Source organism: Nostoc sp. LPT, assembly GCF_017115165.1.
Taxonomy (GTDB): Bacteria; Cyanobacteriota; Cyanobacteriia; order Cyanobacteriales; family Nostocaceae; genus Nostoc.
Window position 1 is genome coordinate 1 of the sequence record NZ_JABXKF010000126.1, and the last position, 21,517, is coordinate 21,517.

General features: G+C 44.6%; 21 protein-coding genes. 15 read left to right on the forward strand and 6 right to left on the reverse strand.

Annotated features, from left to right (window positions below):
* Positions 1–140: 140 nt before the first annotated feature.
* Entirely contained in the window at positions 141–1,475 is a 1,335-nt protein-coding gene (locus HWQ58_RS23215; RefSeq protein WP_292867698.1) for an ABC transporter substrate-binding protein, read from the reverse strand.
* A 213-nt stretch (positions 1,476–1,688) separates the two neighbouring features.
* Between HWQ58_RS23215 and HWQ58_RS23220 the strand changes: the two genes are divergently transcribed.
* The 5 genes from HWQ58_RS23220 to HWQ58_RS23240 all read left to right on the forward strand — a co-directional run bounded on the left by HWQ58_RS23220 (position 1,689) and on the right by HWQ58_RS23240 (position 7,786).
* On the forward strand, positions 1,689–1,892 hold the full coding sequence (locus HWQ58_RS23220) for a hypothetical protein (protein WP_292867701.1): 204 nt from the start codon (positions 1,689–1,691) through the stop codon (positions 1,890–1,892).
* A gap of 172 nt (positions 1,893–2,064) precedes the next feature.
* Entirely contained in the window at positions 2,065–2,496 is a 432-nt protein-coding gene (locus tag HWQ58_RS23225; RefSeq protein ID WP_292867704.1) for a hypothetical protein, read from the forward strand.
* A 72-nt stretch (positions 2,497–2,568) separates the two neighbouring features.
* A complete protein-coding gene (locus tag HWQ58_RS23230; RefSeq protein WP_292867707.1) occupies positions 2,569–5,010 on the forward strand; it encodes a tetratricopeptide repeat protein in 2,442 nt (813 codons plus the stop codon).
* An 828-nt stretch (positions 5,011–5,838) separates the two neighbouring features.
* Positions 5,839–7,110 (forward strand): sulfite exporter TauE/SafE family protein, encoded by a 1,272-nt coding sequence (locus HWQ58_RS23235; protein WP_292867805.1) that lies wholly within the window; start codon positions 5,839–5,841, stop codon positions 7,108–7,110.
* Positions 7,085–7,786: a hypothetical protein gene (locus HWQ58_RS23240; RefSeq protein ID WP_292867710.1), complete on the forward strand. Its 702-nt coding sequence runs from the start codon at positions 7,085–7,087 to the stop codon at positions 7,784–7,786. The genes HWQ58_RS23235 and HWQ58_RS23240 overlap by 26 nt, the downstream gene beginning before the upstream one ends.
* 194 nt (positions 7,787–7,980) lie before the next feature.
* Here HWQ58_RS23240 and HWQ58_RS23245 read toward each other — a convergent pair whose 3' ends face one another.
* Together HWQ58_RS23245 and galE are read right to left on the reverse strand one after the other, a co-directional pair.
* Positions 7,981–8,304 (reverse strand): hypothetical protein, encoded by a 324-nt coding sequence (locus tag HWQ58_RS23245; RefSeq protein WP_292867713.1) that lies wholly within the window; start codon positions 8,302–8,304, stop codon positions 7,981–7,983.
* 231 nt (positions 8,305–8,535) lie between these two features.
* Entirely contained in the window at positions 8,536–9,534 is a 999-nt protein-coding gene (gene galE / locus HWQ58_RS23250; protein WP_292867716.1) for a UDP-glucose 4-epimerase GalE, read from the reverse strand.
* 379 nt (positions 9,535–9,913) lie between these two features.
* On the opposite strand from galE, the gene HWQ58_RS23255 reads away from it, so the two are divergent.
* The 3 genes from HWQ58_RS23255 (at position 9,914) to acsF (ending at position 13,864) form a co-directional block, all read left to right on the forward strand.
* Positions 9,914–10,564 (forward strand): hypothetical protein, encoded by a 651-nt coding sequence (locus HWQ58_RS23255; RefSeq protein ID WP_292867719.1) that lies wholly within the window; start codon positions 9,914–9,916, stop codon positions 10,562–10,564.
* A 246-nt stretch (positions 10,565–10,810) separates the two neighbouring features.
* Entirely contained in the window at positions 10,811–12,562 is a 1,752-nt protein-coding gene (locus HWQ58_RS23260; RefSeq protein ID WP_292867721.1) for an ABC transporter ATP-binding protein, read from the forward strand.
* Between the two features lie 246 nt (positions 12,563–12,808).
* On the forward strand, positions 12,809–13,864 hold the full coding sequence (gene acsF / locus HWQ58_RS23265) for a magnesium-protoporphyrin IX monomethyl ester (oxidative) cyclase (RefSeq protein WP_292867724.1): 1,056 nt from the start codon (positions 12,809–12,811) through the stop codon (positions 13,862–13,864).
* A 574-nt stretch (positions 13,865–14,438) separates the two neighbouring features.
* Here acsF and HWQ58_RS23270 read toward each other — a convergent pair.
* The 3 genes from HWQ58_RS23270 to HWQ58_RS23280 all read right to left on the reverse strand — a co-directional run bounded on the left by HWQ58_RS23270 (position 14,439) and on the right by HWQ58_RS23280 (position 15,379).
* On the reverse strand, positions 14,439–14,771 hold the full coding sequence (locus HWQ58_RS23270; protein WP_292867727.1) for a DUF3140 domain-containing protein: 333 nt from the start codon (positions 14,769–14,771) through the stop codon (positions 14,439–14,441).
* Positions 14,772–14,780: 9 nt separating this feature from the next.
* Positions 14,781–14,996, reverse strand: a complete 216-nt coding sequence (locus HWQ58_RS23275; RefSeq protein WP_292867730.1) for a DUF2945 domain-containing protein — start codon at positions 14,994–14,996, stop codon at positions 14,781–14,783.
* A gap of 158 nt (positions 14,997–15,154) precedes the next feature.
* Entirely contained in the window at positions 15,155–15,379 is a 225-nt protein-coding gene (locus tag HWQ58_RS23280) for a hypothetical protein (protein WP_292867733.1), read from the reverse strand.
* Between the two features lie 650 nt (positions 15,380–16,029).
* Here HWQ58_RS23280 and HWQ58_RS23285 point away from each other — a divergent pair.
* The 7 genes from HWQ58_RS23285 (at position 16,030) to HWQ58_RS23315 (ending at position 21,387) form a co-directional block, all read left to right on the forward strand.
* Positions 16,030–16,977 carry a zinc-binding dehydrogenase gene (locus HWQ58_RS23285; protein ID WP_292867736.1) on the forward strand — a complete coding sequence of 316 codons (948 nt, stop codon included), beginning with the start codon at positions 16,030–16,032 and terminating at the stop codon, positions 16,975–16,977.
* Between the two features lie 15 nt (positions 16,978–16,992).
* A complete protein-coding gene (locus HWQ58_RS23290; RefSeq protein WP_292867739.1) occupies positions 16,993–17,340 on the forward strand; it encodes a hypothetical protein in 348 nt (115 codons plus the stop codon).
* A gap of 25 nt (positions 17,341–17,365) precedes the next feature.
* Positions 17,366–18,166: an SDR family oxidoreductase gene (locus HWQ58_RS23295; protein ID WP_292867742.1), complete on the forward strand. Its 801-nt coding sequence runs from the start codon at positions 17,366–17,368 to the stop codon at positions 18,164–18,166.
* Positions 18,167–18,245: 79 nt separating this feature from the next.
* The gene (locus HWQ58_RS23300; protein WP_292867745.1) at positions 18,246–19,160 is read left to right on the forward strand and encodes a TauD/TfdA family dioxygenase; all 915 of its coding nucleotides are present in this window, start codon (positions 18,246–18,248) and stop codon (positions 19,158–19,160) included.
* 101 nt (positions 19,161–19,261) lie between these two features.
* Positions 19,262–19,957, forward strand: coding sequence for a hypothetical protein (locus HWQ58_RS23305; protein ID WP_292867748.1), 696 nt, complete (start codon positions 19,262–19,264; stop codon positions 19,955–19,957).
* 97 nt (positions 19,958–20,054) lie between these two features.
* A complete protein-coding gene (locus tag HWQ58_RS23310) occupies positions 20,055–20,210 on the forward strand; it encodes a hypothetical protein (RefSeq protein ID WP_292867751.1) in 156 nt (51 codons plus the stop codon).
* Between the two features lie 154 nt (positions 20,211–20,364).
* Positions 20,365–21,387, forward strand: coding sequence for a hypothetical protein (locus tag HWQ58_RS23315; protein WP_292867754.1), 1,023 nt, complete (start codon positions 20,365–20,367; stop codon positions 21,385–21,387).
* Positions 21,388–21,517: the final 130 nt, after the last annotated feature.

Consider the following 21,517-nt stretch of genomic DNA (forward strand, 5'->3'; position numbering starts at 1 on the left):
TTTGAACTCCGTTAATGAGCCTTTGAACTCCGTTAATGAGTCTTTGAACTCCATTAATGAGCCTTTGAACTCCATTAATGAGCCTTTGAACTCCATTAATGAGTCTTTGAGGTGGATGAACGAGTCTTTAAGCCAATGCTTTAACTTCTAACTCCCTTGCCCCCTCCCCCTGCCCCCAGCAGTCGGCGTGTTTCGGCAGCAGCAGCTTGCATTGCTCGTTCAGGATTCATCCGATTAGATAAGGCGGCGCTGAGATAACGCTGCAAAATATCTGATGTCTGAGGATATTGCGCGATCGGCGGACGTAAAACTGCATTGTCCACGACCTCCAATAACTGCGGATAGTGAGGGTATTTAGCAACAATCTCTTGGTCAGTAAACAATTCCCGGCGACTAGGCACATAGCCTGCACTGAAAATAAATCGCCGCTGTGCTTCCCGACTGGTAAAATACTGAATTGCTTTCCAAGCTTCTTCTGGATGTTGAGAGGATTTCGCAATCCCTAAACCCCAGCCCCCTAGACAAGCCGCTCCCGTCTTACCAGGAGCATGAACCATCGGTTTAATCGCAATTTTGCCCCGGATTGGCGAATTTTCTGCCTGGGCTAAAGGCCACGCATAGGGCCAACTGCGTAAAAACGCTACTTGACCACTTTGAAATAAGCGTCGGGTATCTTCTTCCTGGTAAGTCGTGACTCCAGGAGGAGAAACGCCTTCTTTAACGGTACTACGCAGAAACTCAATGGCTCGTAATGTTTCTGGTCGATCTAGTCCAACTTCGAGCGTCTTGGGATTAACCCAGAAGCCACCAAAGCCATCAAGGACTTCCGCAAACATCGCCACAAGTCCTTCATATTGGCGACCTTGCCAAAGATAGCCCCAATTTACCTGGTTTTTCTTCTGCAAAACTTGGGAAATTCTAATCAAATCATCAAAGGTTTCTGGCGGTTTCAACCCTGCTTGTTTAATTAAATCTTCCCGGTAGTAGAGCATTCCCACGTCGGAACGCACTGGTATGCGGTACAGCTTGTTTTGGTAACGTCCCCCTTCTACATCCTGGGGTGAAAATGCTGCCAACTCTTTTTTAGAAATGCGATCGTCTAAGGGTAGCAACCATCCAGCAGCAGCAAACTTGGATGTCCAGATCACATCCATATTGATCAGGTCGTAAGGGGATTCACCTAAGATAAAAGATGAGGTATACAGGTCTTCGAGCAAATTTGTGGCATTCGGCCCTTCAACTAGGTTAATGCGAATACCAGGGTTCTCAGCCTCGAAGTCTCTAATTAAACCCTTCCTCCAAGGTTCGGCATCAGGAGCAGTCATTAATATATTCAGGGTAACTGGTTGCTGCGAGAGTGCTACCCAACTGAAAAATATAATGCTCAAGAGAGTTGCCAGAAAAATCCCTATATGCAAATAACTTTGTTTTTGGATGAATTTTTGTAACTTGTTTATTGGCTTTCGGTACAACATTATCAATGTAGCGATCGCTAGTGGTAATTCTTAGGAAATAAAAACATGAAATATCTCAAAAAAGATTATTCTGTATTATTTTTTTACGGCTTAATCAGTAGGTCGGCATAAATATTTGTTGTTGGAATGAGGCAGTAAGCAGATCGCTTTTAGCGTCTCCCCGTGGGAGAAAGTAGAAGTCAGGAGATAAAAGGGTTTTAGCCTCATTTATTTTTGACTCACATCGCCGACCGCGAAAGCGATATGTATGAGGAATTTGCCACAGTCCCAAATCACGACAATCATGTGCTGGTCAGAGCGCGCATTGACCGTCGCCTTGTGGGAAAAACCCAATCACTGTATACATACTTAAATCAACAGCCCAGCGAGGGGACTTATACAGTAGATGTGCGTAGCCTACCAGGAGAGAGGCTTTGAGTTTTATTCCCCTTCCCTGTCTTCGACACGCTGCGCGAATGTAGGGAAGGGGTTAGGGGTTAGGTCTGTATTCCATTCAACCGCAAACCGTTATAATTTGTGCTTTTTTCTCTGTTGAGAAACTGTTATGCTGAGAAAAATAAGTATAATCTCGTAATATTATTGTTAACTTATGGAAGCAGTAACATTAACAGCCGTAGGAACTGCGATCGCTACTATAGTTTTAACTAAGGCTTTAGAAAAAACAGGCGAAAAGCTGGGGGAAGCTGCATTAGAAAAAAGTAACGAGTTAATCGCACAGCTACGCCAGAAAAATAAGCTGCCCTTTTTAGCGAATACGTCACAGGAAAATACACAGCAGGCGTTAGATTATGGTCAAGCTGTGTTGGAATTGAAAGCCGCAGCCGATACAGATACCGAAATTGCTCAATCAGTACGGGAAGTAGAAGCAGCTGTAAACGTTGACCCACAAGCAGCAAAAGTTCAGGCTTTAGCAAATGACCTCAACTCACAACCAGCAGGTGCGATCAATAATGCAAAGTTAGCTGAATCTATTAAAAACGTCTTTCAGGGAAATACTTTTATTGGTACTCAGAACTTTTGACTACAGTCGCCCGAACAGGAACGGGTAAAGTCAAATCCTGAAATACCGCAAAATTTACCCCTGAGTGGGGTAGTGAAATTTGTGGGACGTGATGAAGAACTGCAAAAACTCCATGAACTTTTGCAGGAAAATAACCAAGTAGCCATTGCGGCTATTTTGGGAATGGGTGGACTGGGTAAAACAGAACTCGCCTTGCAATATGCCATGACTCAGCGCGAAACCTACAAAGGTGGACTGTGCTGGTTACAGGCGAAAGTTGAGGATTTTGGCGTTCAAGTGGTGCGGTTTGCCAGAACTCAGCTTGATTTAAAGCCACCAGAAGAATTTGATTTACCTGCACAAGTACAATACTGCTGGCGGAATTGGCGTGGGGGTAATGTGCTGCTGGTGGTGGATGATCTCACAGATTACCAGCAAGTCAAACCTTACCTACAGGGCGCATCTTCCAGATTTAAAGTGTTAATGACTACGCGCAAAAAGTTGGGTGCAGCTATCAAGCAATTATCTTTAGATGTATTACAACCAGATGCAGCGTTGGAGTTGTTACGGTCTTTGTTGGCAGAAACACCAGGGCGAATTGAGAGAGAATTAGACATAGCAAATCAATTGTGCGAATGGCTGGGGTATTTGCCTTTGGGTTTAGAGTTGGTGGGGCGATATCTGGCGCGGAAGCAGGATTTGTCTATATCGAAAATGATGGGGCGATTAAAGGAAAAGGAAAAGCCACTAGAACAACTTGCACTTGTGAACCCAGAAGCCGATATGACAGCACAATTGGGAGTGCAAGCCGCCTTTGAGTTGAGTTGGCAGGAATTAGCAGAGGATGATAGGTTATTAGGCTGTGTACTCAGTTTATTTGCCGCCGCACCCATACCCTGGAAATTAGTAGAACAGTGCTTAACAGAGAAAGATGAGGATGAGTTAGAGGAAATTCGGGATGATAAGTTATTGAATCTGCATTTACTCCAGCGCAAAAGTGAGGGAATTTATCAACTACATCCCCTACTGCGGGAATTTTTCCAATCTAAGTTTACAGGTTTAGAGCAAGCCGAGGAACTTAAGGGATGGTTTTGCGGTGTAATGATAGCAGTTGCTAAAGAAATTCCTGAGACTCCTACCCTTGAGGAAATTAACGCTGTTTCCCTTGCCATACCACACATAGCTGAAGTAGCAAACAATCTCATTCAATACGTCAGTGATGAAGATGTAATTTCGCCTTTCGTCGGCTTGGGTAGATTTTATGAAGGGCAAGGGTTATATACCCAAGCCGAACCTTGGAGAACACAGTGTTTATCAACAGCGCAAAATCGCTTGGGAGACAATCATCCCGATATCGCCACCAGCCTCAACAACTTGGCATTACTCTACGAATTCCAAGGAAAGTACAACCAAGCCGAACCCCTGTTTCTCCAAGCTTTAGAACTCAGACAACACCTGCTGGGAGACAATCATCCCGATATCGCCACCAGCCTCGGCAACTTGGCATATCTCTACTATTCTCAAGCAAGGTACGACCAAGCCGAACCCCTGTATCTCCAAGCTTTAGAACTCAGACAACGCCTGCTGGAAAACAATCATCCCAATGTCGCCACCAGCCTCGACAACTTGGCATTACTCTACACTTACCAAGGAAAGTACAACCAAGCCGAACCCCTGTTTCTCCAAGCTTTAGAACTCTATAAACGCCTGCGGGGAGACAATTATCCCCATATCGCCACCAGCCTCAACAACTTGGCATTACTCTACGAATTCCAAGGAAAGTACGACCAAGCCGAACCCCTATATCTCCAAGCTTTAGAACTCAGTCAACGCCTGCGGGGAGACAATCATCCCAATGTCGCCCCCAGCCTCAGCAACTTGGCAAATCTCTACGAATTCCAAGGAAAGTACGACCAAGCCGAACCCCTGCTTCTCCAAGCGTTAGAACTCTATAAACGCCTGCTGGGAGACAATCATCCCAATGTCGCCACCAGCCTCGGCAACTTGGCAAATCTCTACGAATCCCAAGGAAAGTACGACCAAGCCGAACCCCTGTACCTCCAAGCTTTAGAACTCTATAAACGCCTGCTGGGAGACAATCATCCCGATGTCGCCACCAGCTTCAACAACTTGGCTAAACTCTACTATTCCCAAGGAAGGTACGACCAAGCCGAACCCCTCTATCTCCAAGCTTTAGAACTCAGTCAACACCTGCTGGGAGACAATCATCCCGATGTCGCCACCAGCCTCAACAACTTGGCAGAATTCTACCGCACCCAAGGAAGGTACGACCAAGCCGAACCCCTGCATTTCCAAGCTCTAGAACTCTATAAACGTCTGTTGGGAGACAATCATCCCAATGTCGCCTCCAGTCTCAACAACTTGGCTAAACTCTACTATTCCCAAGGAAGGTACGACCAAGCCCAACCCCTGTATCTCCAAGCTTTGAATATTTTCGAGCGCAGTTTAGGAGGGAATCATCCTAATACTGTGAGAGTGCGTGAGAATTTAGCAAATTTGCGCGATCATCTCTAATGAGAAGACGAAAATTTACCTTCCCAACCTCATCACTCTAGCTTTTATCTCCAAGTTTCCTGTTGTGAACTCAAAGTTTCATGTTCAGAACCCGAACTTTTGTGTTGCAAACGAGAATGTTCCTGTTTTCAGCTAAAGTATTCTTGTTTCCAGTAAGAAGGTTCTTGTTCTAAACGAGAATGTTTCTATTTCAAACGAGAACGTTCCTGTTTCCAGTGAGAATGTTCTTGCTGCAAAGGAGAATCTTCTAGTTCTGAGGTCGAATGATGGTGTTATGAATATAAAAGTTCTCGTTTGTATGCAATACACTCTAACCTCTCTCCTACAAGGCTACGGTGTACACACAAGTCCAACATTTTCATGCTGAACCCTGATACCGCCTAGAACTTAAGTTCTAGGCTAATAGCTAAAGTCCACTCAAGTGGACTAAATGGAATTTCTCTTTGAGTCCTCTAAAGAGGACTTGCGCTATGAGACTCGGAATTGATTCCGAGGCGGGATAGATACACTGCGCCAAAACTTGTGTGTACATCGTAGGCTTGCGGGGAGGGGGTTGGGGGTGGGGTTCTTGTATCTCACTCAACTAAGAACCGCTATACCTACTTAGCGCTTGATAACAGAATTTAGGCAATTGTCAGCAAAAGTTTAGATTTCCTAGAGAAAACATCAAGTTTGACGCTTTGTCTTTTGACAGCGATCGCAATTTCACCTACAGTTCCGCACTAGAGGAGTGTTGAGTACTGAGTAAAGAAGAAAAGAAAAAAATTTCTTATTACTTCTGCAACATCTTTATTCGGACACTCAGGACTCATGACTCAGGGTTTTTTTATGGTAGATTTGTTGCTGATCGCAATCCTGGGATTCCTGGGGAGTTTTGGACATTGCTTTGGGATGTGTGGCCCGCTAACAGTGGCATTTTCTCTGTCTCATCAGCCAAAAAGTCCACAAACAGTCTCCTTGGGACGGACATTAACCTTAGAAAAACCCGATACTTGGCAACAGCAATTAAAATTTCATATCCTGCTAAACCTGGGGCGGATGTTGAGCTATGCTCTAGTCGGTGCTGGCATTGGGGCGCTAGGTTCGGTATTACTGCAAGGTGGACAGCTAGCGGGTGTTGGCAGCGACTTCCGGCGCTGGATGGCAATTCTGACTGGTGTGATGTTGATTTGGTTTGGCTTAGGACAAGTAAAACCCGATTTACTACCGCGTATTCCCGTGTTACATCCCCTATTGCAAGCTAGTTTACACGATCGCCTCAGCACAGGAATGGTTAAACTTTCCTTAAAAACCAAATGGTGGACGCCAATGCTTTTGGGCATGACTTGGGGTTTAATGCCCTGTGGTTTTCTGTATGCTGCCCAAATTAAAGCCGCTGAAACTGGCAATTTATGGATGAGTACAGCTACTATGCTGGCTTTTGGCTTGGGAACCTTGCCCACGATGATAGGTGTAGGCGTTTCCACATCATTGGTAAGTAAAGACAGGCGCAGTCAGTTGTTTCGATTAGGCGGTTGGGTAACACTCACCATTGGCGTCATCACCTTGCTGCGGACTGGTGACACAATGGTAGATTACACCGGACACGCCGCCTTAATCTGCTTAATTTTGGCGTTAATTGCCCGTCCAATTAGTGGCTTGTGGGCTTCACCACTGCGTTATCGTCGCGGCTTGGGAGTGGGATCTTTTGTGCTTTCTGTGGTTCACACCTTCCACATGATAGAACACTCATTGCAATGGAATTTTGCCGCCTTTTCTTTTCTGCCGCCAGAATTTCAGTGGGGGATGGCTGCGGGTGCTGTAGCATTGGTATTAATGTCCCCCGCCGCTTTTACAAGTTGGGAATCGTTGCAAAAATCTTTGGGCAAGCGTTGGCGACAGATTCATCTATTGGGTGTGCCAGCCTTGCTCTTGAGTGCCATTCATACTGTGTTGATTGGTTCCCATTACCTGGGTTCCTTGCAATCAACTTGGGGAAATAAATTAGCGGCAGTACTGATGGTAATTGTTACTGTCAGTGTCTTGCTAGTGCGATCGCGCTTTTTTTGGTCAAAGTTAGCCGTAGAAAAGTTTTATGTTCCCCCAACCAAATCGCGGTAAATCATCCTTATTTTCTGGCTCTATTCTAACGAGTCAAAAACAGAGGCGTTACCCCTTCAAAGGCATTTTCTGGAAGAATCAAGGAACGATAAAGTATTTATTATTCCTGAGTTGCTTAGTTATATCAATAACTAATCTTTACCCTGCTTTTGCTCATAAGGTGGAAGTAGCCTCAGATGTTGGTGGCACTCTCCACATTGAACCAAATGATAATCCCCGTGCTGGAGAACCAAGCCAAGCCTGGTTTGCACTTACCCGCAGAGGTGGAAAAGTGATTCCTCTGTCACAGTGTAATTGTCAGTTGGCTGTTTATGCCGAACCTTATGCAGCCGGAGAGCCACCGCTGTTAGAACCACAGTTAAAACCTGTGGCAGCCGAACGTTATCGAGGCATCCCAGGTGCAGAAGTTGTCTTTCCCAAACCAGGTCTTTATGAGTTGCAACTAAATGGTAAACCTGTCTCTGGGGCAAGATTCAAACCCTTTGAATTCAAATTTGAAGTAACTGTGGCAGGAGGCGGATCTACACAAAATTCACAAAACCTGCGAGATGTCAATGGTGATTTAGTAGAGGGTCAATCTCAACAATTACCAACTTGGGCGATCGCACTGCCAATTCTCGGATTTATTGGCATCTTAGTTGTTGTACTGCAAAGTATGAGAGGCGGTAGGGAATAAAAGAGTGGGGAGACATTTTCTTTGTGTCTCCCTTTGTGCACTGTAGTTCAGAGCATTGGATAAGGGCATCCACCGAGAACTATAAGGGTAGCCGTTTAGCATTCCTGCCACAATTGCCTCACCAATGGCTTTTGCTGCGAAGCCCACAGCATATCTTCAATCGGGATGGTCTTGATTTCAACAATGCGTATATTTTAAGTAATCCATATGAGATTAACTTTCTCCCCCTTCATCCCCATACGTACTATAAATTCATGTCCATCATCAGCAAAACTCAGCTTCCACAAATACGTCTGAGTTTCTCCTTGTTTGAGATGACCGAAGTAAGTAATTGTATAACCCTCAGACATGCGTGGAATTAGTGGGGAGCTAACTTGGTCAAAAATTTCTTTGGTAATATCTGTCCTGTAGTCTGAATCACCGACTGTGAGAAAAAGTTCGTAATTTCCCGTAGTAGTGGCATCCAAGATAGCCTGCAAAGAATTAATCACGTTTTTAGGGGGATTTGTCGAATTCATAATCATGCTCCCAAAACTCAACTTTTTCGCAGAAAGTAAAAAATATTACAAAACTTCGTATACTACTAACAGCATATTTACTTTTAAGTTTTCTCAAATCTGTCTTTAGATAGATGAGTTATCCTTATGTCTACCCTTTCAGTCTGCCTTCCTTGTAATCTGGTTAATAATATACAAGTGTTGGAGGTAGCAATTCCCCCAGCACATGTACTTATCTACTTTTGACTTTTTTTACCGATGTCGCTTTTGATGCCACTGCCACGCATGAACGACAATATCTTTGATAGATGGATACTGAGGTTGCCAGCCTAAGATTGTTCTGGCTTTATCGCTGGTGCCAATGAGAATTGGGGGATCGCCAGGACGGCGATCGCGTTCTTCTACTGGTATCGAAATTCCTGTCACGTCTTCGACTGCGGCAATGACTTCTCTGACGGAGAAGCCGCTGCCATTGCTCAAATTAAAAACTTCGCTATCGCCACCTTTTAATAAATATTCCAATCCCAAAATATGGGCATCTGCTAAGTCATTAACGTGAATATAATCTCGAATACACGTACCATCGGGTGTGGGGTAATCAATGCCGAAAATTGAAATGGCTTCTCGTTTGCCTAAAGCTGTCATTAACACCAAGGGAATCAAATGGGTTTCTGGGTTGTGATCCTCGCCCAGTAAGCCATTGGGATTAGCACCAGCAGCATTGAAATAGCGAAAACGCACTGATTGCAAACCGTAAGCGACATCAAAATCAGAGAGAATCCTTTCTACCATCAGCTTTGTAGCGCCATAAGGATTAATCGGATTTTGGGGATGGGTTTCTGGAATTGGCACGAATTCCGGTACCCCGTAGGTGGCACAGGTAGAAGAAAAGACAAATTTCTTTACAGATGCTGTCAGCATCGCTTCTAACAGGGTCAAAGTACCAAGGACGTTATTGCGGTAATATTTGGCCGGATCAGTCACCGATTCTCCTACGTAGGCATAAGCGGAAAAATGCATCACCGCAGCAATATCGTGGGTTTTAAATAGATGATCGAGCAAGGCGCGATCGCTTGTGTCCCCAATTATCAGTTCTACCTGTAAAACCTTTTCTACTAAATCGCGATGTCCATAGACCAGATTATCAAGTATGACAACGCTATAACCCGCTTTCTTCAAAGCAAGTACTGTATGGGAACCAATATATCCAGCTCCTCCCGTTACCAGAATAGTAGGCTTTTCAGGCGACATAGTTTTTCCTTTTAAGTCGATTACTTAATTAATTTAGTTTATCGGTGCCATATTACTCTTCTGGAAAATTATAAATAATAGACGCAGTGTCAAAAAATTGCACTAAAATCACTACGACGGTAGTCTTTGGGTGTGAGGTTTGAGAAATTTTAAGTCAAACAGTACGATTACAATTTGACAATAAAATAAATCCATTTCCCGAAACCTCTAGGTTGAGCCTTACGGGTGACGCTTCTAACGTCGCTATCAGTAAGAACTCGCCAGTTGTTTTATACAGGGAAACCATGCATGGCAGTCTTTTCTGGGGGCAACCCCGATCGAAACGGACTGCCTCTCCACCACACTGGCTCACTGCACCAGAAAATTTGAGAGTTAGTCTATGTTTCTATTGTTAAGCCGGGTACTGCTGTGGCTACTGATTGGCACTATCGTTTATTCTCTGTTCCAGCGATTTTATCCCTCTGGAAGTTTTGTCGGGCGATTAATCTTAGTCGTTATCTTGGTAATCGTAGCCCTATCATTTCTTAACCCCAATGAACCTGCTGTGGCGTCGTTGTGGAGGATGCTATCTTTTCCACTCAAGCCTCTAGGAGCCTCTGTTTTACTGATGATTATTGCCGCTCAGAAAATCAAAGGAGGTGGAATAGACAAACCAGGAGGATACTTGATTGGTTGGGCACTGACGATTTTGCTGTTGGCAAGTACACCAGCAGTCGCCTATTTCCTTTATAGAGCGCCACTAGCAATGACAGGTGAAAGATATGTAGCAACTGCTGCACCAACATCGGGGACACTGGTGGCATTAGGGCAACCCACCACAGCGAACATCTCGGATGTGACGGGGGATAGCATTCTTTCTTATAATTTGAGAGTACCTCCCTATTTATTACAAGGAAGTCCTCAAGATATTCGCACCCGCGGTTTACGACTTGAAGACTTTGTACCAAATTCGGAAACGTTGCAATTGACGACAAGAACTTGGGAAAGTTATCTCATTGAAGTTTACAGGTTCTTGCGTGTTCAGCGCTAATCAGGCAAGAGAACAATACTTGGTTCGTAGTCAGCGCTTGAGCGCTCAATCAAAGGACTAAACTCCTTACTACGAACTTATTTCTTCATTAAAGTTGCTGTAATGGACTACTAGTACCAAACGGCAATAACTATCCAGTTAAAACAGGTAACAAAAGCTGAATTTATAACAAGCGGTATTTCCTCTGCATAGCTGCCTTCTTGGACTAGCAGTTAATCTAGATGATAAAGTTGCACAATTGCTTTAATGGCAAAATCTCGACGAATCGCTAAACTCAGTGCTTACCTACGACCCCATTGGCAAGAAGCCTCCTTGGGCATTCTCGCTTTGTTGTCTGTCAATGCACTGGGCGTTTATATCCCTTGGTTGATTCGTGCTGGTGTTGACAAACTCTCGACAACCTTCAGCTGGAACCAAATACTACATTATGTAGTAATCATTGTCCTGCTCAGTTCGGCGATGTGGTTAATGCGGATGGCATCACGCATTTGGCTATTTGGGGTGGGACGTCAGGTGGAATTTGACCTGAAACAACGGATTTTTGAACACTTACTGAAGCTGGAGCCTGCTTATTTTGCCAGTAATACTGCTGGCGATTTGATTAGTCGGGCTACTAGTGATGTGGACAATATCAAACGGTTATTGGGTTTTGCGGTCTTGAGTTTGGCAAATACGGTGTTTGCCTACGCCCTGACACTGCCAGTAATGCTGGCAATTAGTGTGGATCTCACCCTAGCCGCCCTAGCAGTGTACCCTTTTATGCTCTTATTGGTGAGTCTGTTTAGCGATCGCTTACGCAAACAACAAGCAGCAGTCCAAGAGCAACTCTCTGACATCAGCGAACTCATCCAGGAGGATATCAGTGGCATTGCCTTAATTAAAATCTATGCTCAAGAAGCAAACGAGCGTCGAGCTTTTGCCAAGAAAAATCAGCAGCTATTGACTGCTAACCTGGAATTGGCAAAACTCCGCAATACACTGTTTCCGCTAATTGGCGGGCTAGCTAATATCAGTTCACTGGTAATCATCTGGCTAGGATCGGCACGGATGTCTGCTGGGACGCTTCAGGTTGGCGATTTTTTAGCGCTGTTAATTTATGTAGAGCGCCTGGTTTTTCCCACTGCCCTTTTAGGATTCACAATTACTGCCTACCAACGCGGTGAAGTTAGTATCGATAGGCTTGAATCTATTCTCTCTGTCACACCAAAAATTAAAGATGCAGCTGATGCCATACATTTACCAGTGGCTGAACTTAAAGGCGAACTGACAGCTAAAAATCTTACCTACAATTACCCTGCTTCCACTACTCCAGCTTTAGCAAATGTTAACTTTACCATTGCTCCTGGAGAAACTGTAGCAATTGTTGGGGCAATTGGTGCGGGGAAATCTACTTTGGCTAATACTTTACCGCGCTTGTTGGATGTTGAATCAGGACAATTGTTTTTAGATGGGCTAGATATTACTAAGATCGCCTTGACTTCTTTACGAGGTGCGATCGCCTACGTTCCTCAAGATAGCTTTCTATTTAGCACTACAATCAAAAATAATATTCGCTACGGCGATCCAGTTAGCGAACAACAGCAGGTAGAATCTGTCGCTAAACTTGCCCAAATTGAATCAGAAATTCAGAATTTTCCGCAGCAATATGAAACTATTGTTGGTGAACGCGGGATTAATCTTTCTGGCGGTCAACGGCAACGTACTGCTTTGGCTCGCGCAATGTTGATTAATGCTCCAGTGTTAATTTTGGATGACGCTCTCTCTAGTGTGGATAATCAAACAGCCACGCAAATCCTCAAAAATCTCTCCAGTGGTACTAAACGTAAAACAGTAATTTTTATTACGCACCAATTATCAGCGGCGGCGACGGCTGACCGAATTTTGGTAATGGAAAAGGGAAAAATTGTGCAGGTTGGAAATCACTTAGAACTTTTAAAACAACAGGGTTTATACAGAACTTTGTGGAGCCAACATCAAGTTGAGGAATTACTGCGGTGAACAAGACAGCATAAAACAAGTTTCAAAAGCCTTGAATGAAAGAATGACTCATAGCTTGCCTAGTTGAGCAAATTCATATCTAGCAACCTTTTTGGGCTTTTCTATCCATCGAACTCACGTTAATTTATTTATTGGAAATCCCTGCCTGCCGACTTTACTCAAGGATTGTAAAGAGGCCTAGCAAAATAATTGCATTTGTCATAACTTGATAGTTATGTAACTATTGATTTGATCGCCTCATTACTCATGGTTAACACCCTACCGAAGCCAGAAATTAAAACCCCCAGCAAAGAAACTGTACTCACCCCCCGGTTTTACACTACAGATTTTGAAACCGCAGCCAAGCTAGATTTGTCTGCTCAGGAAACGGAGTTGCAGGCGATGTTGACAGAAATGCGGACAGACTACAACCGCCACCATTTTGTTCGTGATGAAGCGTTTGAGCAGTCTTGGGAACATATTAGCGGTGAAGCAAGGCAGGCATTTATAGAGTATTTGGAACGCTCTTGCATTTCTGAGTTTTCCGGCTTCTTGCTATTCAAGGAATTATCCCGCAAGCTAAAAAATCGCAGTCCAGTGTTAGCGGAAATATTTCAAATGATGGCGCGTGATGAAGCCCGCCACGCTGGATTTCTCAACAAAGCAATGGCCGATTTTAAACTCTCCCTTGATTTAGGCACTGTTACTAAAACCCGCACTTATACATTTTTCCCGATTGAATGGGTACTTTACACCGTTTACCTCTCAGAAAAAATCGGCTACTGGCGTTACATTATTATTTTCAGGCATCTAGAAAAGCACCCGGAAAACCAGTTTTACCCCATATTCCGCTACTTTGAGAGTTGGTGTCAGGACGAAAACCGCCACGGTGACATATTCAAAGCATTATTGCGTTCTCAACCGCAACTTTGGAACACCTGGAAATCTAGGCTGTGGAGTCGCTTTTTCTTGCTATCAGTATTTGCTACTCACACTCTAACAGTTCATGAACGTTCCGGGTTCTACAAATCATTGGGACTTGATGCCACAGAATTTGATATCCAAGTTGTCCGCAACACCAATGAAACCGCAGGACGGGCTTTTCCTGTAATATTGAATACCGAACATCCCAAGTTTTTCCCACGTCTGCAACGCTGTGCTGGTTATAACTTGAAAATTGCAGAGATTGAAGGCAGTTCTAGTCCGAAATTGGTGAAGCTAATTCGCAAACTACCTTTGATTGCAGCAATTGTTTGGAATCTGCTGTTAATTTACCTCATCAAACCAATTGATACTGAAGTCCTGCGGGGAACGGTTCGTTAGCTATTTATTAAACATCTGCTAGTGAAATTAATTATGTGTTCTGAATAACGCATAATTAATTTCATCAGATGTCAATTCTTGAATATTTGGGTAGCTCAATGATGAGAAAATTAGACTAAAGTCTATACATATTGTCAACAGTGAAGAGTTCAGAGGGTGTAGGGGATAGGGTGTAGAGTGTAGGGAACCCCCACGTTTAAAAACGTGAGATTGAAGCAATGACCGGAGGCAAAGCGGCTTTGCGCTGTATTTCTCGCGCTGCGCCACTCGTTATACATCTTTTTTTTACTGGGCTTCAGACCCAGAACTAAAATTTTTTATTTCTACAACCCACACCCAAACCTGCAACCCCACACCCTTTTCTTTGTAAAAAATTAAAACGACTTTTATTGCGCTTCTGGGTTGAGTGCAATACGACCTAACCCCCTACCCCTTCCCTACTAGCGTTGGGGAGTAAGACTCAAAGCCTCTCTCCTTTTAGGAGAGAGGAATGGAAGTGAGGTCAAAGTGTATTGCATCCATTCGAGAACCGCTATAACTGGAGGCGAAGCTTTCCAAGGCTACACTTTAACTCTCAACTTTTAATCGGATCGTGTCCCCAATTTTTTAGTGAGTAGCGCCAACGTGTATGTTCAACATCGCCTTCAGGCTGCTGCGCTAAGTGGCGATGAATGTAACTAACGACTTTTTTCATCTCTGATAAATCATCATCTGTATAAGTATCTTTTTTCTTTTTCAGCAAACCGATGATTTGCTTACCTGATTTGTGTCCAATTGATTCATCGTCATTTTTCTTTTGTCCAACAGATTGAGATTCTTCTGTTTCCAGCCAGGATGCTAGTTCTTTTGGTGTCATGTTGACTGAAGAATAAAACTCATCTATTACTGATTTGATATCTTTACTCATAACGCTACATTACTCTTCAATTTTTTCAAGAGCATCGAATTTATGAGCAGCTTCTTTGCCAGTTTTGTCGCTTTTCACTAGATATTGTGGATTATCCTTTGAGGCAGCAACATGATGTCCACTTATATCTATGGGTGAAGTTAATTTTTTTTCTACTTTGCCAGTAGTTTCACCCTGTGATGTATTCCACTTTACCCGATCGCCTTTCTTTAATTCTTCAGTCACGAGTTTTTCTTTTGGCTATTTTATGTCTGTTTATTATGGTGGGGTCGCCAGAAAAATTAATCAGCCGAACGAGAGAAAAAGGGTTATGGAGAGCTAACTTTTTCCGTTATCGTTTGGGCAAAGCTATGTCTACGATGGGCTAGGTCTACGCTCACTGATTAAGTTTCTGTCGGTTCAGCCGATTTCATTCTTGCTTCACCAACCTCTGCTTTTGCTTCTGTAATGATATCTTTTGCCAACATGCGATCGCACTGACATTGATCGCAAATACCTGCCGTGACAATTAACAGAATCATCACCTGACTTTTCACGTTATGTGGAAAAGTCCACCAAAAACCTAACCCCCTAACCCCCAACCCGTGGCGGGAAGGGGGAAAATTCAAAGTCTCTCTCCTTTTAGGAGAGAGAAATAGAAGTGAGGTTTTCCAGATGCCGTGACAATTAACGGAATCATCACACCCACCTGTTGTTGCAAATAGTCCCGCAGTTGAGAAATTACAGACTCAATCGATTATCTGGGAATTTTTACTACCAAAGTACTAATTTTAAATATTTTCAATAGAATATTTGATGATACATATTGCTGACTTTTTACTAGCAGATTAGTAAATAATAATGCAGTGATGGTTAAAATACTTATCCGGGAATAAAGCTTAATTTTGATCAGATAAAAGAGATAAAATTTATTAATTTTAAATTTTCCCATACTGCATAGCAAAATCCATAGATGCCCTACATAAGGCTGGTCATAGAGTAAGCTAGGAGGTTGACACGACTAGCTGACAATGCAGCAATAGATGAAACAAATATTTTGACAGGTGCTTGATTATTCTGGTTGTTTGTGATAATTTTCTTTATTACTAACCTAAAATACTGTAAACTTATCAAGATGCCGTTGTTTATTAAATTTCGTTAACCTAGTTGCAAAGATTTGCAGTTAAAAATAAATAGCTAATCTATCGAGATTATTTATTGCAGGTATAACATTGCGAACCAACGAACTAGAAATTAATCTCTAAGCCAGGGCAACCTTATGAGCAAAATACGTGCTGTAATTGTCGATCCCAATGTGCCGGGGCGTTTGGCACTGAGTGAAGTGACTGCACCAAAGCCTGCCCCAGATGAAGCTCTAGTGCGGGTAGCGGCAATTTCCCTCAATCGGGGAGAGATAAAACGTTCAACCACTGCTGAGGCTGGTTGGCAGCCTGGTTGGGACTTAGCAGGTGTAGTGGAAATCCCCGCCGCCGATGGTTCGGGGCCTCCCCAAGGGGCGCGTGTAGTTGGCTTGCGTCGCGCCGGTGCTTGGGCAGAACTCGTGTCTGTTTCTACTAACGCCTTAGCAGTAGTGCCGCCATCGGTATCTTTTGCTCAAGCTGCCACACTGCCTGTAGCAGGTTTAACTGCATACCATGCACTCTTAAAAGGTGGTTCACTTTTGGGTCGGACAGTTCTGGTTACAGGTGCATCAGGAGGCGTTGGTTACTTCGCTATCCAATTGGCGCAATTGTCAGGAGCGCAAGTTGTGGCACATATTCGTCAAGCTGGCTATGAAACTCTAGTTAGAGAAGCAGGAGCGCAATCGGTGGTGATTGGCGAAGACCTCTCACCCGCCAGCGAGTACGGCCCCTACGATCTAATTGTAGAGTCAGTAGGTGGCAAGACTTTGGGGATAGCCCTTGGCTTACTGGCACAGGATGGGAAAACTGTGCTGTATGGAGTATCTGGGGGAGCTGAAGTGACATTCAACGCGGCTCAGTTTTTTGGAACTGGTAGCGTGAGCCTGTATGGTTTACGTCTATTTGATGAATTGAGATTTGAATCAGCAGCAGTCGGTCTAAAACGGCTTTTGAGTCTAGTAGAAGCAGGTGAGTTACATCCTCACATTGATTTAGAAGCTTCTTGGACAGAAATAGCTGACGTGGCCCAACAACTACTCGATAGGCGTTTTCCTGGTAAGGCTGTGTTGCATCTTTCAAACTGAGCAATAGCAGATGGTATGAGGGATAGTACTGACTTCTGGTTCAAACTAGATCGGCTTGTAATCATTAGTAATCTCAAGATAGATCGCCCAAAAGGGACATCACATCCACGTTATCCATCCTTTGTTTATCCGTTGGACTATGGATACTTGGAAAATACTCGCTCTGGAGATAGAGCCGATATTGATGTCTGGATAGGTAGTTTGTCTAGCAAAAAAGTCATTGCCGTCATTTGTAGTGTTGACTTGGAAAAGCGAGATACAGAAATCAACATACTTCTAGGTTGTACATCTGAGGAAAGCCAAGTCATCTTGGACATCCACAATATAGGCTCTCAATCAGCAGTATTGTTGGTTCGCAAGTAAATTACATTTTTGAAGGTAACTGTGTATGAGTTTAGAACTAAAACTATCAGGTAAAACAGCGATCGTTACAGGAGGAAGTGCGGGCATTGGTTTAGCTACTGCCAAAGCACTCTATAGTGAGGGTGTGAATATTGCGATCGCAGCCCGCAATCAAGAACGCTTAGATCGGGCTGTAGCTGACATCCAGTCCCTACCCACACCAGGGGCGAAAGTTATTGCCATCAGCGCCGATTTGACTAAAGCAGAGGATGTTGAGAAAGTTGTCTCCACAACATTGGCCCAGTTTAGTCAGATTGATATCTTGATTAATAATGCAGGTTCAGCTCGTGCTGGATCTTTCCTAGAATCCACTGATGATTTATTTTTGGATGCTTGGAACTTAAAATTATTGGGCTATATCCGCTTAGTTAGAGCCGTCGTCCCCCATCAAAAAAGTCGTGGCGATGGACGGATTGTCAATATAGTCGGTGGTGCAGGACGGACACCTCGTCCGAACTTCCTAGCTGGTGGTACAAGCAATGCTGCTTTGCTGAACTTCACAAAGGGCATTTCTAAAGAGCTAGCCGAGTACAAGATTCGCATTAACGCTATCTCCCCTGGTGCTACAGCTACTGAGCGTGCCGAGACTTTAGCTCGGCAAAATGCCCAAGCGCAAGGCATCACCGTCGAGCAAGTGAAGGCACAAAACATCCAAAGTATTCCTTTAAAAAGAATCGCCCAGCCAGAAGAAATTGCCGCGCTGGCGCTATTTTTGGTGTCTGATCTTGCTGCATCGATTACAGGAACAGAGATTATCGTTGATGGCGGATCTACCCCTGGTGTTTAACAGTAGAGACGCGATTCATCAGACGCGATAAATCGCGTCTCTACTGTTGTAAAAACATAAACTTCTTGGAGATAAAAACATGGGTTCTCAATACTTTGATATCAAACCAGTAGCAGGACGTATCGGTGCTGAAATTATTGGTGTTAATCTGAGTTCTAACCTCAGCGATGACATCATCAGTGACATTCGCAAGACTCTAGTCAAATACAAAGTCATCTTTTTCCGTGGTCAGCAACAACTCAATGCTGATGGACAGGTCGCCTTCGCTCGTCGTTTTGGTGAAGTCACTACAGCCCACCCAACTGTACCATCGCTGCCAGAAAATCCAGAAGTCTTAGACCTGAATTATGGGCGTACCACTTCCCGCGCCAATAGCTGGCATACTGATGTAACATTTGTAGACCGTCCTCCTCTCGGCTCTATCTTACGAGCGCTTGACATTCCTCCAACCGGCGGCGATACAATCTGGGCAAACTCCGTGACTGCTTACGAAGATTTACCTACCCATCTGCGTAATCTAGCGGATCAACTTTGGGCAGTACACAGCAATAAATTCGACTATGCAACTGCATTCGACCTACCTGAAGATGCCAAGGCTTACCGGGCTGTCTTCACCTCGACTGTATACGAGACTCTGCACCCAGTTGTACGCGTCCATCCCGAATCTGGGGAGCGTGGGCTATTCATCGGCGGATTTGTGCGCCAGTTCCGTGGTTTATCAACAACTGAATCAAATGACATTCACCGGCTGTTGCAAGCGTACATTACACGTCCTGAGAACACAGTCCGGTGGGGTTGGCAAGTTGGTGACGTAGCCTTTTGGGATAACCGGGCTACTCAACATTATGCGATCGCAGATTACGGCGACCAGCCCCGCCATGTTCAACGAGTCACAATTGTCGGCGACCTCCCCGTTGGCATCGATGGTAAACAAAGTGAAGCGATCAAAGGAGATGCTTCTGAGTACAATCGACGTGAAGCGGTAACTGCGTAATAGGACTAGCGTAAAAATAAAATACCAGCTAGACAATCTCTATGAAGTAGAAGTTTCATTGGTAGTAAAGCAAGTTCCATCCTTGGGCAGAGGAGCGATGCATGGGTGATACACGCGCTACTGTTTTGGAAACAATAGCGGATACTTTAATCGAGCGTGCTGAGGCTCTGCCTTCTCGTGTTCTGCAAGTAGCGGTAACAGGCATTAGTGCTAGTGGCAAATCCACTTTGGCACAGGAGCTAGCGCAGATACTAACCAGACGTGGAAGAAGTTCTGTTCACATTGCAGTGGATGATTTTCATAACCCACGCGATCTGCGCCATCGCCGAGGTCGTGAGTCGGCTGAAGGCTACTATTTTGATGCCTACAACTATCCGCTGCTCAAAAAGCTTGTGCTTGAACCACTCGGGCCTGGGGGTAATTTAATCTACCAGGCACGTGGGTTCGATTTGGAAATAGATGCTCCAGTGGAAGAGACACCTAATAAAGCCAATCCTGGAGATATTTTTCTTTTTGCTGCCAGTTTTCTGCTACGACCAGAGATTGTCTCTTACTTTGACTATCGTATCTATATAGATACAGATTTTGATGTGGCCGAGCAGCGTGGGGTAGACAGAGATACAGCACGGCTTGGGTCTTGGGAAAACGCAGTTCGTCTATATCGTCAGCGATACCATGCCGCACAACGAATCTATTTTGCAGAATCTAATCCTGTGCAGTATGCCGATGCTTTATTGAAAAACAATAATTTGGCAGAACCGATTCTCTTCTTCAGAGCAAATCATCCTAATTCGTAATGGGCTTACGCCCCGCTTCTCTACGCTACTGTGTATACACAAGTCTTTTAGAGTTGCTAGGTAACGTAGGGTAGGTTAATTTTTACAAGCCGATGCAATGGCATTGTCAGCCGACACAATGGCATTGTCAACCGATGCAATGGCATTGTCAGCCGATGCAATGGCATTGTCAGCCGACACAATGGTATTGTCAACCGACACAATGGCATTGTCAGCCAACACAATGGCATTGCAAGTCATGTGTACACCGTAGCTTCTCTTCTTAGGCTGCGCCAACGAGATGCACTCGCGTTCAGGACGCTACGCGAACGTAATTAAGACACACTGTAAACAGGAGAATGAGAAGAGAATGAGTACGAGAAAGAAACAATTAAGACTGGGTGTGTTAGGTGGAGACTGCATTCATTATGCCGCTTGCTGAAATAGAGTCAAATCCAATTATTGCTGCACTTCCCAAGGCAGACTTACACATCCATCAGGAATGGTCGCCGCGCCTTGACCGAGTGTTAGCGCGGCGCGAAGGGCGGACATCCTATAATTGGCGGCACTGGGCTGAACAGTTGATGACTGAAACACCACCTGGAATGCCGCGCCTCCAGCAGCTTGGTAGAATTTTCCCTGCTGCGCGAGACGCTGATGCTGAAGCAGAAAACTTCGTAGCGTGGATTGAGGATTTGCTGGATGAGGCAGCAGCAGATGGAGCCATCCTGGTAGAAGTGCGTTTTGGCAAAGAGGCGGTACTACAACCCGACTTTATGTCATTGTTTCGAGAAGCCGAGCGTCGCGTCCAGGCGCGACATCCCCGGCTTTGTGCTGAGGCGGTTTTCGTGTTCATGCTAGGTCGATACGATCGCGATCGCCTGGAGCAACTTTTACAAGGTTGTATTCAGGCAGCAGATGAGGGACTAAGCGGTATAGATTTCCTATACGAACCGTATGACACCGAGGCAGATTGGACAACTGCCTATCACATCGCAAAACGGGCTGCTGCGGTGGGGCTAGGTATTACCGCGCACGCAGGCGAATTCTCCACCGCCAATATTGCTGCTGCCCTGTGCGTCCCTGGACTGACGCGGATCGGTCATGCAACACAGGCTGTTCGTGACCCGCATTTGTTAGAACTGCTGGCAACGAGCGGCGTTACCGTTGAGTGTTCCCTTACTTGTAACGTTGTCTTGGGAGCCGTCGCTTCTTATACAGAGCATCCGGTTCGGCAGCTTGTATCTGGTGTTGCGATCGCCCTTTGTACAGATGATCCTGTCCAAATCTGTACCACCATTGGGCGGGAGTATACAGTAGCCCATGCCCTCGGTTTTTCTCCAGCCGAATTGCTTGCCGTAACTCGTAATGCGATCAAGGTAGCATTTACATCACCAAAGCGCCGAAACGAACTACTAATTGAGTTGAACCAATGGGGAGACTCAAAGTAATGCATTGTCAAAGTAGTACAAAAGGGTTTGTAGTAAGCGCTAAAGTGCTTAGAAAATAAGGACTAAAGTCCTTACTACGAACTTGCTTACCTATGAATTTAAACTTGACAAACTAGTAAATGCCACTGAA